Source organism: Leisingera sp. M523 (assembly GCF_025141335.1).
Taxonomy (GTDB): Bacteria; Pseudomonadota; Alphaproteobacteria; order Rhodobacterales; family Rhodobacteraceae; genus Leisingera.
The window spans coordinates 1,000,792-1,013,703 of the sequence record NZ_CP081036.1 but is presented as its reverse complement, the minus strand read 5'-3'; the positions used below and the strand labels follow the sequence as shown (position 1 = coordinate 1,013,703).

Sequence of the window (12,912 nt, the reverse complement as noted above, 5' to 3'; positions counted from 1 at the left end):
CGGACTGGGCACCTGATGCAAAGAGATTTGGCCATGCTGACAACCCGCCTGCCCGATACCGGCTTTCTCTCCGCCGCCTCCGGCCCGCTTAGGCGGATGCTCGAAAGCCAGGCGGCTGAAGTGCGCCTGCGCCAGGGCGAAGTACTGTTTGAACAAGGCGATCAGGGCGATGCGCTTTATGCAATTGCCGAGGGCGCGCTGGAATTTTCGGTGCTGTCTGCTTCGGGCCGCAAGCTGTCGCTGGACATGATGCGCCCCGGCGCGGTGTTCGGCGAGATAACCCTGTTCGACCCGGGCGAGCGCACCGCCACCGCCATCGCCGCCGAGCCAAGCCGGGTGCTGCGCCTGCGCAGCGGCGACGTGCTGGATCAGATCCGCCAGTATCCGGATCTGGCCGCCGACCTGCTGCGGCTGGCCGGGCAGCGGATGCGCTGGATGAACACCCAGCTGAACGAGCAGGTGTTCCTGCCAATGCCGGTGCGGCTGGCGCGCAAACTGCTGTATCTGGCACCTGAAAACAGCGACGGCCGCGTCGCCCTGTCGCAAGCCGAGCTGGCGGAATTTGTCGGTGCCACCCGCGAAGCGGTTTCAAAAACCCTGGCCGCCTGGAAGCGCACCGGCCTGGTCAGCATCAGCCGCGGCGGCGTGCAGATCCTTGACCGCACAGAACTGGCGGTGCTGGCCGAACCGGACTCGATCTGACAGCACCAGCGGCAGCAATTTTCCGGAAAAACCGCAGGAAAAACCCTGCTCTGTAATCCCGGTTACAGAACGCTTGGCTGCATCCGGCAATAACCGGATACAGACAGCCATTATCCGTTCCATCCCAATGGCTGCCTGTCCCAAAAGAGCCATGCGCCCGCCAGCGCATGGCTCTTCCCCACTCCGCACTCTCGTTGGCAGCCGCGGCCCGTCAGCGACAGGGCGTAAAAGTTTTCCAAAAACTTTTGCCAAGACTTTTCAGAAAAGTCTTACGCCGGGCCCGCCTTCCGCTCACGGAATATTTCACTTAGCCATTCCGCAACCGGGCCGCTACGGTGCCGCGCATGGCTTACAATTATGACAAACTCTACCGCGAAACCCCGGACGCCCTCGGCGCTCCCTCTCCGGAAATCACTGCCTTTTTCACAGGGCTTAAGGCGCAAGGCCTGCATGTTCTGGATGCCGGCTGCGGCCAGGGGCGGGACGCGCTGTTCATTGCCCGCCTGGGCCACCGGGTCACAGGCGTCGACCTGTCGCCGCATGGCATCCGGGATATGCTGGATGCTGCGGCAAAGGAAGGCCTGGACATTACCGGCGCTGCCACCGACCTCACGGACTGGGCGCCAAAGGAGGACTACGACATCCTGCTGTTCGACCGGACCCTGCACATGCTGGCCGCGCCGGACCGGCGGGCGGTCCTGACCCGCTGCCTGCCGCATCTGCGGCCGGGCGGCTGGGTGCTGATATCCGACGAAAAACCCAACCTTGAAGATTTCCGCCGGATCTTTGCTGCCGACCCAGCGGGATGGCACACCGAACAGGACAGCCGCGGCCTGTTGCTCATGAAACGGGCATAACCCCTTGCCGCAATGATCAAAGGCCGGGCAGAGAGCCCGGCCTTTGACGATTTGGACAAGACCTGTCTTCAGGCGGTTACTTCGCCAGGTTCAGCGCCACGAAACGCGGCTCCCCGCCGCGGCGCACCAGCAGAAGCAGCGACTTTCGGCCCGCCTCCTTAGCTTCGGCTACGCGGCTTTCCAGCTCGCTGATTGAGGTGACCTTCTGCTGGCCTGCCTCGGTGATCACATCGCCGGCGCGCAGGCCCTTTTCCCAAGCCTCCGATGTCTCATCCACGGACAGAATGGCCAGCCCTTCGACATCTTCGCCCACATTCAGCTCACCGCGCATCTGGTCCGTCAGAACTCCGACCGACAGGCCCAGCAGTTCCTTTTCGGTCTGGCCGGGTTCACCGTCACCGTTCTGCTGACCGGTGGGGCTGCGCTCGGCATCTTCGCGGCGGCCCAGAGTCACCCGCAGCGTTTCTGTCTTGCCCTCGCGGTACACCACCAGCCGCACGGTCTTGCCGACCTCGGCATTGCCGACCTGGCGCACCAACCCGCGGGTGTCCTTCACATCGCCGCCGTCAAAGCTGACAATCACGTCGCCGGCCAGCACACCGGCCTCTTTGGCAGGGCCTTCGGGCACGTCCGTCACCAGCGCGCCGCGGGCCTTGTCCAGGCCGATCGCCTCAGCCAGATCCGCATCCACATCCTGGATCTTCACACCCAGCCAGCCGCGGCGGGTCTCGCCGAATTTCTTCAGCTGGTCGACCACTTTGACCACCACATTCGACGCCATCGAAAAGCCAATGCCAATGGAGCCGCCATTAGGCGACAGGATCGCAGTGTTCACACCGACCACATCGCCATCCATGTTGAACAGCGGCCCGCCCGAGTTGCCCCGGTTGATCGCCGCATCGGTCTGGATGTAATCGTCATAAGACCCCGAAAGCTCGCGGTTGCGCGCCGACACGATGCCGGCAGAAACTGAGAACCCCTGCCCCAGAGGGTTGCCCATGGCGACAACCCAGTCACCGACACGGGCGGTATCGCTGTCGCCGAATTTGACGAATTTCAGCGGTGCGGGCGCCTGCACCTTGAGCAGCGCGATATCTGTGTTGGGATCGGTGCCGATCACCTTGGCCGGCAGCAGCTCCTTAGGCTGGCCGTCGCCGGGGAAAAACTCGATCTCGATCTCATCCGCACCTTCAATCACATGGTTGTTGGTGACGATGTAACCGTCCTCGGAAATCACAAACCCCGACCCCAGCGCCGAAGACCGGCGCGGGCGGTTGCCATTGCCATTGCCGTTGCGGTCCTGGAATTCACGGAAAAAATCTTCAAACGGCGAGCCTTCGGGGACAATGCCCTGCGGGCCGGTGCGGCCCTCGACCACGGTTGTGGTGGTGATGTTGACCACTGCCGGGCTCACCTGATCGGCCAGCGGTGCCAGGCTTTCGGGGCGCGCCATCGCGGATACCGCCTGCATCAGCAGGACCGCCATGGCCAGCACCGCAAGCCAGATCATGCGCATCATCGCGCTGCTGCCGCCTGCCCGGCCGGAAATTGCAATTGCCTGTGGCTGCACGGATCTACTCCTTGTCACTTCTAATTCTTCTTGTCCGCCACGGACCGGCATAAACACCAGGATAGCCGGGCAGAGTCTTATGGCTCCAATGTAGGAACTTCCGCCCGCCCCGCAACAAATGTTGCAAGGAATAAAGCCGCTGTGACCGGGTTTTCCGCCCGCAACGGCACGCGCGCGTCCTGCTGCAGGTTATTCTAGCAGGGAAAGTCTGCATTTTCGCTGAAAATCTAGGGGGAAAACGGCGTCTTCAAACCCCGAACCAGAACGCCAGCCAGACCAGGATCAGCCCCAGCGCCAAGGCCGCCAGCCCGGCATTGCGGCGTTGGTCTTCAGAGAGCGCGCGCAGCATCTCCAGCAGGCGCTCCACAAGCGAAGGGGCCAGTGCGTACACCAGCCCCTCTGCAATCAGTACCAGCCCAAGGGCCAGGAGGATGAACCCCATTACTGCCCTGCCGGCCGCTTGCCGTCCGAGGATTTCAGGTAGTTGAAAAACTCGTTGTCCGGCGACAGCACCATGGTCGAATTCCCCGCCAGCAGCGAATTCGCATAGGCGTTCAGGCTGCGGTAGAATTCAAAGAACTCCGGGTCCGCACCATAAGCCTGGGCAAAGATCGCGTTGCGTTCGGCATCCGATTCACCGCGGATAATCTCCGCCTCGCGCTGCGCTTCCGACACCAGCTCAACCACGGTCCGGTCGGCCTGGGCCCGGATCCGCTGTGCGGCTTCGTTGCCGCGGGCGCGTTCGTCGGTGGCTTCGCGCACACGCTCGGCCCGCATCCGCTCAAACGTCGCATCCAGGTTTTCCGAAGGCAGGTCGGTGCGCTTCAGACGCACGTCGATGATGGCAATGCCCAAAGCGCGCGCATCGGCGATGGCGCCATTGCGGATCCGCAGCATCAGTGCGGCACGGTCCGAAGACAGGATATCGTTCGAGCTGACCGAGCCGAGGATCTCGCGGGTTTGCGCCCGCAGGATCGAATCCAGCCGGTTTTCCGCAGTGGCGATACCGCCGGCACCAACCGCCTGACGGAACCGGTTCACGTCCACGATGCGATAGCGCGCAAAGGCGTCAACAACCAGACGGCGGTCGTCCGACGGGGTGATTTCCAGCGGGTCAATGTCGCGGCTCAGGATGCGGTCGTCATAGCGCACCACTTCCTGAATCACCGGGATCTTGAACGCCAGGCCCGGATCTTCCTTGACCGAGACCACCCGGCCGAACTGCAGCACCAGCGCCTTTTCACGCTCGTCCACAATGAACACCGACGACAGCGCGGCAATCGCAGCGATCACCAGCAACGGCAGCAAAAGAGTTGTCTTACGCATCAGTTGCTTCCTCCGCGGCGCAGTTCATTCAGCGGCAGGTAAGGCACGACGCCCTGTCCTTCGCCGGATTGCTCGTCGAGGATGATCTTGTCGACCCGGCTCAGCACCTTTTCCATGGTTTCAATGTACAGCCGTTTGCGTGTCACCTCAGGCGCCTTCTGGTATTCGGTCAGAACCGCGCTAAAGCGGCTCGCCTCACCCTGGGCTTCATTGACAACGCGCGCACGGTAGCCTTCGGCCCGTTCCAGCAGCTCAGCCGCCTGACCTCGGGCCTCAGCCAGCGCATTGTTGGCATAGGCGTCGGCTTCGTTCTGGCGCCTGTCGCGTTCCTGTTCAGCAGCCTGAACATCGCGGAAGGCGGCAATCACGGACGCAGGCGGATCCGCTTTGTCAAAGTTGACGCGGATGATGTTGATGCCGCTGTCGTAATCGTCCAGCGTGAACTGGATCAGCTCCTGCAGCCGCGAGGCGATCGAGCCACGGTCGCGGTTCAGGATCGGCGCCAGTTCCGACTGGGCGATAATCTCGCGCATCGCCGATTCCGATACAGCGCGGATGGTGGTGCGGGCGTCGCGCAGGTTGAACAGGAACTTCGCCGGATCGTTGATGTTCCAGACCACCTGGAAATCAATATCGACGATGTTCTCGTCCCCGGTCAGCATCAGCCCCGCTTCCGAGCTGCGGCCGCCGCCAACACCGATGTCTTCGGTCTGTTCACGGGTGACCGGCAGGATCTCCTTGGTCACCAGCGGCCAAGGCGCAAAATTCAGGCCCGGCTGCCCGGTCGAGGAGTATTCCCCCAGGAACAGCTCAACCGACTGTTCTTCCGGCTTTACGGTATAGAAGCTGGCAAAGCCCCACAGCACGGCTGCAGCAACAACGGCCAGCCCCAGCGTGCCCTTGGTGAAAAGCGGTCCGCCGCCGCCGGAACCGCCGCCGCGGCCGCCCCGTCCGCCGGACCCGCCGCGCCCGCCCATCAGGACGCGCAGCTGCTCCTGGCCTTTCTTGACCAGCTCGTCAATCTCAGGGATCTGGGGGTCCTCCGGCTTGCGGCCGCCGCCGCCGCCATTGTTGCCACCGTTATTGCCCCGGTTGCCTCCTCCGCCGCCAGAGGAGCCACCGCCCCCCCATGGGCCACCGCTATTGCCCGCCATTTGTCTCCTATCCGTATGCTGCCGCCGATGATTTTTCACACTGGCCGGCATGAGGTCTAAATTATTGCCGGTCTGCCCGATCAGGTCGAGCGTACCGGAGTCTTCAGCGTTACCAACTCTTCCGACATTGTCGGGTGGACCGCAACCGTACGGTCGAAATCTTCCTTGGTTGCACCCATCTTTACGGCAATTCCAGCCAGCTGGATCATCTCTCCCGCCCCCGGCGCGACGATATGGCAGCCCAGCACCTTGCGCGTGGCCTTGGACACCACCAGTTTCATCAGCACCTTCTGGGCCCGGCCCGCAAAGGCCTGCTGCATCGGCTTGAAGGAGGTCGAGTAAACCTCGATCGCTTCCTGCTTGGCCGCGTCTTCTTCACTCAGACCCACGGTGCCCATTTCCGGCTGGGTGAAGATCGCCGTCGGGATCAGCTCGTGGTCGGGGCTGGTCGGGTTGCCTTTGAACACGGTCTCGACAAAGGCCATGCCTTCGCGGATCGCCACCGGTGTCAGGTTCACCCGGTCGGTCACATCGCCAACGGCAAAGACCGACGGCACGCCGGTCTGGCTGTAGGCATCCACCACGATGGCGCCGCCCTTGCCGCGTTCAACACCGATTTCCTCAAGCCCCAGATTGTCCGCATTGGGCGCGCGGCCCGTGGCGTACATCACCTTGTCGAACAGATGGCTGTTGCCATGGGTATCGGTCACCCGGATCTTATCGCCCTCGGCCTGCATTTCGGTGACATTGGTGTTCAACTGCAGATCCACGCCCGCCTCGGCCATGCCTTCGGCAATCACGCCGCGCGCATCTTCGTCAAAGCCGCGCAGGATCTGCGGACCGCGGTAGAATTGCGTCGTCTTGACGCCCAGGCCGTTCATGATGCCGGCAAATTCAGACGCGATGTAACCGCCGCCGACAATCAGCAGGCTTTCGGGCAGCTTATCCAGATGGAAAATCTCGTTCGAGGTGATCGCCAGCTCCGCGCCCGGAAATTCCGGCACGGTCGGCCAGCCGCCGGTTGCAACCAGAATGTGCTTGGCAGTCTTGCGGGTGCCGTCAGCCAGCTCAACGGTGTGAGCATCCGCCAGCTTGGCACGCTGATCAAAGCTCTCGACACCGTTGTTTTTCAGGATGTTGCGGTAGATGCCTTCCAGCCGGTCCAGTTCCGCATGCAGCTTGCCCTTGAAGGCATCCCAGCTGAAATCACCTGCTTTGATGTCCCACCCATAGGCCTGGGCATCCTCGACCATCCCGGAATACTCAGAGGCAAAAACCATCAGCTTCTTCGGCACACAACCGCGGATCACACAGGTGCCGCCGTAACGGTCCTCTTCGGCCAGCGCCACCTTGGCGCCTTCCTGCGCCGCAACACGCGCTGCCCGCACCCCGCCCGAGCCGCCGCCGATGACAAACAGATCGTAATCAAAGCTCATGAAATCCCGCCCTTTGCATTTCTTGATCAGGTGTATCCCATAACGGACCACCAAACGCCATATGCCCAAGTGGGCGTTCCTGCGGCGCATTCAACCTTTTGCATTGAATTTGCACAGGGTTGTGAGGCGAAAGGCCCCACACAGAAAGCGCAGGGCAGCGCCCGGCCTGCCGGCCGGGTGCAACTCAATCCTGCAGATCGGTGAACAGGTTGTCGTTCTCGACAAAGTCCAGCTTGTCCTTCTCAACCGTGCCTTCGTTGATGTCGCGCACCTCGACCCTGCCGTCGCCGAAACCGATCACCACGGTGTCGCAGATGTCGATGAACAGACCGTTCTCGATCACGCCGGGGATCTGGTTCATCACCAGCGCCAGCTGGCGGGCATTGCCGATGCGCTTCAGATGCAGATCCAGGATGTAATTGCCCTCATCGGTCACAAACGGCGCATCGCCGTTCATCCGCAGCGTTGTGGTGCGGCCCATCACGTCCATCGACACCAGGGTTTCCTCAATCAGCGCCTGGCTGCTCTGCCAGCCGAACGGCAGCACCTCAACCGGCAACGGGAAGGCGCCCAGGGTCTCAACCGACTTGCTGGCATCAGCAATCACCACCATCTGGTCCGAGGCAGTGGCCACGATCTTTTCCTGCAGATGCGCGCCGCCGCCGCCCTTGATCAGGTTCAGATCGGCGTCGAACTCATCGGCGCCGTCAATGGTCATATCCAGCCATTTGGCCTCGTCCAGCGACACCACATTGATGCCCACATCCCGCGCCAGCGCGGCAGTGCGGCTGGAGGTCGGCACTGCAGTGATCTTCAGCCCGTCGCGGCTCACCATCTCGCCCAGGCAGCGCACCAGCCAGGCCGCGGTGGAACCGGTGCCAAGGCCGACACGCATGCCATCCTCAACCATTTCAGCCGCTCGTTTGGCAGCAACGAATTTCGCCTTGTCGATGGGCGACAGCTCTCCGGTCATCAGGTGACTCCATGAATACGCATTTGCCGCGGTTATAGGCGGTTTGCCGCCTCTGTGCGAGGGGGCTTGCAGCGGATTCCGGCGCCGCGGCTGGAAATGCGCCGCAGCCGGGCTATTGATTTTCAACTTGGGGGATCAAAACCATGCTGCAATTCGACGAGGAAACCGCCCGTGTGCTGGAAGACGCCTATCAGGGCGCCGATGTGTCGCAGCGGCGGCGGGCCAGTTTCGACGCGCTGACGCCCGAACCGGGCGACCGCATTCTGGATCTGGGCTGCGGCAACGGGCTGCTGACGCTGGAACTGGCCCGCGCTGTCGGCCCGGCCGGCCACGTGACAGGGTTGGACACCAGCCCCGACATGCTGGCCGCCGCCCGCAACCGGTTGGAAGCGCGCGCCAATACCACCCTGGCCGAGGGCGATGCGGCCCGGCTGCCGTTTCAGACGGAAAGCTTTGACAAAGCCGTTTCGCTGCAAGTGTTCGAATATCTGACCGACCGCCGCCTTGCCCTGCGCGCCTTGCACAAGGTGCTGAAGCCCGGCGGGCTGCTGGTGGTTGGCGACATGCATTGGGACACCCTGGCCTGGCACAGCGACAATACCACCCGTATGAACCGGATGCTGGAGGCCTGGAGCCGCCACATGGCGGTGCGCGACCTGCCTGCAAAACTGCCCTCCGAACTGCGCAGCTGCGGATTTGAAATGCAGCGGATGCAGCCGCTTGCAGTCTGCGACACCACCTTGCGCCCGGACGGGCTGGCGGCAATGATGATCCAGCTGATCCGCGCCTTTGCGGTGGATATCGGCGCCACCGACCACGATGACGCCGCCGCCTGGGCGCAGGAACAGCAGGAACTGGCCGCCGAGGGCAGATTCTTCATGTCGCTCACCCATTTTGTCTGCACCGCCCGGCGGCAATAGCCGCCTGAATCGCAGGCAGGAAACCGCCACCCGGCGCCCCGGCAGCAAAAACCTGCATCACAAAGGCGGGTTTCCTATTGGAAACGCCGGAAACGGACACATATTCCGGGCGTCTGCGTCATAATATTGCGTCATGAAACCCGAATACCGCCTGCACTACGCCCCCGACAATGCTTCACTGGTCATCCGGCTGGTGCTGGAGGAGCTTGGCCTGCCGTTTGACGCCGTCCTCGTCGACCGCAAGGCAAAGGCGCAGCGCAGCGCGGACTATCTGGCGCTCAATCCCGGCGGGCTGATCCCGGTGCTGGAAACGCCCGATGGTGCGCTGTTTGAAACCGCCGCCATCCTGCTGTGGCTGGCCGGACGGCACGGCGCGATGGCCCCGGCGGCAGGCACTGCGGACTACGCACCGTTCCTGAAATGGCTGTTCTTTGCCTCCAACACCCTGCATGCTGATCTGCGGATGCTGTTCTATCCGCAAAAATACATCGGCGACGACCCTGCCCAGCAGGCGCAGCTGCAGTCCGTCATCCGCCAGCGGCTGCATCAGCATCTGACCAGTCTCGACCGCGCCGCCGCAGAACGGCCTGCCTGGCTGGCAGCACCCCAGCCCTCGGTTCTGGACTATTACCTGGCCTGCCAGATGCGCTGGATGGGGCTGTATCCTGCCGATGCGGACAGATCCTGGTTCCGCATCGCCGCATACCCCAGCCTGCAGCGCCTTTGCGCCGGGCTGGAGCACCGCTCCGCCGTTACCACCGCGCGCGAGGCCGAGGGCCTCGGCGCCACCCCGTTCACATCCCCTGCCTATGCCAATCCCCCAGAAGGATCAGCCACCTGATGTTCCTCTCCGTTTTCGACATGTTCAAAGTGGGCATCGGCCCGTCCTCCTCGCACACCATGGGGCCGATGGTCGCCGCCGCGCGCTTCCTCGATTTGATGCGCGCCTCGCCGTTTGAATTCCACGGGCTGCGCGCCTCACTGCATGGCTCGCTCGCCTTTACCGGCGTCGGCCACGCCACCGACCGCGCCACCATCCTCGGGCTTGGCGGCTTTGTCGCCCATGACTATGATGACGCCAAGGCCACGGCCTTCCTGGCGGAGCTGGACAAGACGCACACCATGCAGCCCGAAGGCCTGGGGGAGCTGCACTTCGATCCCAAGGCCGACATGATCTTTGACTACGATCACGCGCTGCCGGGCCATTCCAACGGCATGATCCTGATGGCCACCGACGCCCAAGGCGACGTGATCCTGAAGCAGGTCTACTATTCGATCGGCGGCGGCTTTGTCGTCACCGAGGAGGAACACGCCCAGGGTAAGGCGACTGACGAAGGCGATCCCGTCCCCTTCCCGTTCAAATCCGCGGCTGAGATGCTGGAGATGGCGAAATCCAGCGGCAAATCCATTGCCGGCATGAAACGCGCCAATGAAATCGCCCGCGGCTGCGAAGTCAGCCTTGCCAAAGGCACCGCCCGCATCTGGCAGGTGATGAACGACTGCATCAACCGCGGTCTGGAGCGTGACGGCATCCTGCCCGGCGGATTGAAAGTCCGCCGCCGCGCCAAGGGCATCTATGACGCGCTGATGGCCGAACGCGGCATGAACCTGACCGCGCCGCACACCATCAACGACTGGATGAGCGTCTATGCGATGGCGGTGAACGAGGAAAACGCGGCCGGCGGCCAGGTTGTGACTGCCCCGACCAATGGCGCTGCCGGCACCCTGCCCGCGGTGATCCGCTATTACCTCGACCATGTGCCTGGCGCGTCTGAGACCCACATTGAGGACTTCCTGCTGACCGCCGCCGCCATTGCCGGCCTGGTGAAATTCAACGCGTCGATTTCCGGCGCCGAGGCAGGCTGCCAGGCTGAGGTCGGCTCGGCCGCCGCAATGTCCGCCGCAGGGCTTTGCGCTGTCATGGGCGGCACGCCGGAACAGGTGGAAAACGCCGCCGAAATCGCGCTGGAACATCACCTCGGCATGACCTGCGACCCGGTCAAAGGCCTGGTGCAGGTGCCCTGCATCGAGCGCAACGGGCTGGCGGCAATCAAAGCGGTCTCTGCCGCCTCGCTGGCTTTGCGTGGCGACGGCCAGCATTTCGTACCGCTGGACGCCTGCATCGAGACCATGCGCCAGACCGGCGCCGACATGCACGACAAGTACAAGGAAACCTCGCTTGGCGGTCTGGCGGTGAACGTGCCCAACTGCTGAGGCAACGGCGTTTCCGGCAAGGCTAGTGAACCACAAGGCCCGCGCCTGACCGGGGGTAAGGTCAGGCGCGGGCCATATCGCTGCGCGCCACGTCCCAAAGGGGGCCACGCCCCTCCTTTCCCCGCAACTCCAGCTTGCGCCGTACACCGTGCAGGCCTAGCGTGGCACCATGACACAGGACCGCCCCCTCCTCGGCATCGCCCTGATGCTGGGCTTTTGCATGGTTATCCCGCTGGGGGATGCCATCGCAAAACTGCTGACCAACCGGGTGCCGGTCGCCCAGATCGTCTTTTTCCGCTTTGCTGCCCAGGCCGCGCTCCTGCTGCCGCTGGCACTGGCGATGCGGCTGCCGCTCAGCCTGTCGCGCCGGGTGGCACCGCTGCTGCTTTTGCGCACCCTGCTGCAGATGGGCGGCATCGCCGCCATGTTCACCGCCTTTCGCTACCTGCCCTTGGCTGATGCGGTGGCAATTGCCTTTGTGATGCCGTTCCTGATGCTGCTCCTTGGCAAATACGTGCTGCACGAACAGGTCGGCCTGCGCCGCCTCGGCGCCTGCGTGGTGGGCTTTGCCGGCACGCTTCTGGTGATCCAGCCCAGCTTTGCCGCGGTCGGCTGGAACGCGCTTTGGCCGCTGCTGGTGGCGGTGATCTTTGCCCTGTTCATGCTGGTCACCCGCAAGATCGCCAAGGAGACCGATCCCATTTCCCTTCAGGCCGTGTCCGGTGCCATGGGCACGGTGCTGCTGGCGCCAGTGTTCCTGATCGGTGATGCCGCCGGCCTGGCCGCCCTCTCCATCACCGCGCCGCCGCAGGACACCTGGGCGCTGCTGGCCGCCGCCGGCGCCCTGGGCACCGTCGCGCATCTGATGATGACCTGGAGCCTGCGGTTTGCCCCGACCTCCACCCTCGCCTCAATGCAATACCTGGAAATCCCGGTGGCCGTGTTCTTCGGCTGGCTGTTCTTCTATGAACTCCCGAACACCCTCGCGGCCTTTGGCATCCTGCTGACCATCAGTGCCGGTCTCTATGCGGTGCTGCGCGAACGCAAAGCCGCCGAGATTGCAGAACGGATCAATCCCGCCTGACTGCCGCCGCCACCGCAGCCAGCAGCCGCCGCGGCACGATCACCAAGAGCCCCGGCCCCTCCGGCACCAGCCGCAGCGGCCCGGTGGCCCGGTTCGACGTGCCGATCCGCCCCATCGGCGACATCTGCAAGCCATCAATGGGCCACTCCAGCCCCTCGGACCGCCCCTGCACCGCCTGCATCGGAAACAGCGAAATAACCTCCCCCGCCGCCGCCGGCAGGTCCACCGCATGGGTCAGGTGAAAAATCACTTCGGTCTCACCAATCAGCACACAAGGGGTCTGATGCCCCTGCACCAGCGTATTGAACGCCGCCAGCTGGTGATCCACCCGCGCACCCAGAAACCCCACCGCCAGCACCACCGGCGCCGCAATCCCCCGCAGCGCCTTGTCAAAATCGGTGCTGTCCTGCTCGGCCACCGGATGCAGGCACTCCGGCGGCAGACGATCCCGCACATCCTGCGGTAGCGAGTCAAAATCGCCGATCACCGCACTTGGCACACAGCCCGCCGCCAGCACCGCGGCGGCCCCGCCATCGGCCGCCACCAGCACCGGTGCCAGCGCCAGCGCCGCCGCCAGATCATCAGCCCCAAGCGCACCGCCGCCAACCAGGGTGATTGGTTCCAATTCCTCAACAATCAGACGGTTCATGGGGCGCATTCCTGGCAGTTTTGGAAA

Annotated in this window: 13 protein-coding genes; 6 read left to right on the top strand and 7 right to left on the bottom strand. The window is 63.6% G+C overall.

What is annotated here, in order from left to right:
* Window positions 1–33 precede the first annotated feature (33 nt).
* Together K3557_RS04840 and K3557_RS04835 are read left to right on the top strand one after the other, a co-directional pair.
* On the top strand, window positions 34–702 hold the full coding sequence (locus K3557_RS04840; RefSeq protein ID WP_129370322.1) for a Crp/Fnr family transcriptional regulator: 669 nt from the start codon (window positions 34–36) through the stop codon (window positions 700–702).
* 344 nt (window positions 703–1,046) lie between these two features.
* On the top strand, window positions 1,047–1,559 hold the full coding sequence (locus tag K3557_RS04835) for a bifunctional 2-polyprenyl-6-hydroxyphenol methylase/3-demethylubiquinol 3-O-methyltransferase UbiG (protein ID WP_259998016.1): 513 nt from the start codon (window positions 1,047–1,049) through the stop codon (window positions 1,557–1,559).
* Window positions 1,560–1,635: 76 nt separating this feature from the next.
* Here the strand turns inward: K3557_RS04835 and K3557_RS04830 are convergent, their stop codons facing one another.
* The 6 genes from K3557_RS04830 to rpiA form a co-directional block, all read right to left on the bottom strand.
* Window positions 1,636–3,078, bottom strand: coding sequence for a Do family serine endopeptidase (locus K3557_RS04830; RefSeq protein WP_259992577.1), 1,443 nt, complete (start codon window positions 3,076–3,078; stop codon window positions 1,636–1,638).
* Window positions 3,079–3,376: 298 nt separating this feature from the next.
* Window positions 3,377–3,571, bottom strand: a complete 195-nt coding sequence (locus K3557_RS04825; RefSeq protein WP_259998015.1) for a DUF2065 domain-containing protein — start codon at window positions 3,569–3,571, stop codon at window positions 3,377–3,379.
* The gene (hflC, locus tag K3557_RS04820) at window positions 3,571–4,455 is read right to left on the bottom strand and encodes a protease modulator HflC (protein WP_259998014.1); all 885 of its coding nucleotides are present in this window, start codon (window positions 4,453–4,455) and stop codon (window positions 3,571–3,573) included. The genes K3557_RS04825 and hflC overlap by 1 nt, the downstream gene beginning before the upstream one ends.
* Complete coding sequence (gene hflK / locus K3557_RS04815; RefSeq protein ID WP_259991125.1) at window positions 4,455–5,609, bottom strand: FtsH protease activity modulator HflK; 1,155 nt, start codon at window positions 5,607–5,609, stop codon at window positions 4,455–4,457. The genes hflC and hflK overlap by 1 nt, the downstream gene beginning before the upstream one ends.
* A gap of 80 nt (window positions 5,610–5,689) precedes the next feature.
* Window positions 5,690–7,045, bottom strand: coding sequence for a glutathione-disulfide reductase (gor, locus tag K3557_RS04810; RefSeq protein WP_259998013.1), 1,356 nt, complete (start codon window positions 7,043–7,045; stop codon window positions 5,690–5,692).
* Between the two features lie 184 nt (window positions 7,046–7,229).
* The gene (rpiA, locus tag K3557_RS04805) at window positions 7,230–8,018 is read right to left on the bottom strand and encodes a ribose-5-phosphate isomerase RpiA (RefSeq protein WP_027259609.1); all 789 of its coding nucleotides are present in this window, start codon (window positions 8,016–8,018) and stop codon (window positions 7,230–7,232) included.
* Between the two features lie 143 nt (window positions 8,019–8,161).
* Between rpiA and K3557_RS04800 the strand changes: the two genes are divergently transcribed.
* From K3557_RS04800 to K3557_RS04785, 4 genes are all read left to right on the top strand, one after another.
* Complete coding sequence (locus K3557_RS04800) at window positions 8,162–8,938, top strand: methyltransferase domain-containing protein (protein WP_259998012.1); 777 nt, start codon at window positions 8,162–8,164, stop codon at window positions 8,936–8,938.
* Window positions 8,939–9,071: 133 nt separating this feature from the next.
* Window positions 9,072–9,779, top strand: coding sequence for a glutathione S-transferase family protein (locus tag K3557_RS04795; protein ID WP_259998010.1), 708 nt, complete (start codon window positions 9,072–9,074; stop codon window positions 9,777–9,779).
* Window positions 9,779–11,152, top strand: a complete 1,374-nt coding sequence (locus K3557_RS04790) for an L-serine ammonia-lyase (RefSeq protein WP_259991118.1) — start codon at window positions 9,779–9,781, stop codon at window positions 11,150–11,152. Before K3557_RS04795 ends, K3557_RS04790 begins: the two co-directional genes overlap by 1 nt.
* A 169-nt stretch (window positions 11,153–11,321) precedes the next feature.
* Window positions 11,322–12,236 (top strand): DMT family transporter, encoded by a 915-nt coding sequence (locus K3557_RS04785; RefSeq protein WP_259991116.1) that lies wholly within the window; start codon window positions 11,322–11,324, stop codon window positions 12,234–12,236.
* Here K3557_RS04785 and K3557_RS04780 read toward each other — a convergent pair.
* Window positions 12,223–12,885, bottom strand: coding sequence for a thiamine diphosphokinase (locus K3557_RS04780; protein ID WP_259998008.1), 663 nt, complete (start codon window positions 12,883–12,885; stop codon window positions 12,223–12,225). The genes K3557_RS04785 and K3557_RS04780 overlap by 14 nt on opposite strands.
* Window positions 12,886–12,912: the final 27 nt, after the last annotated feature.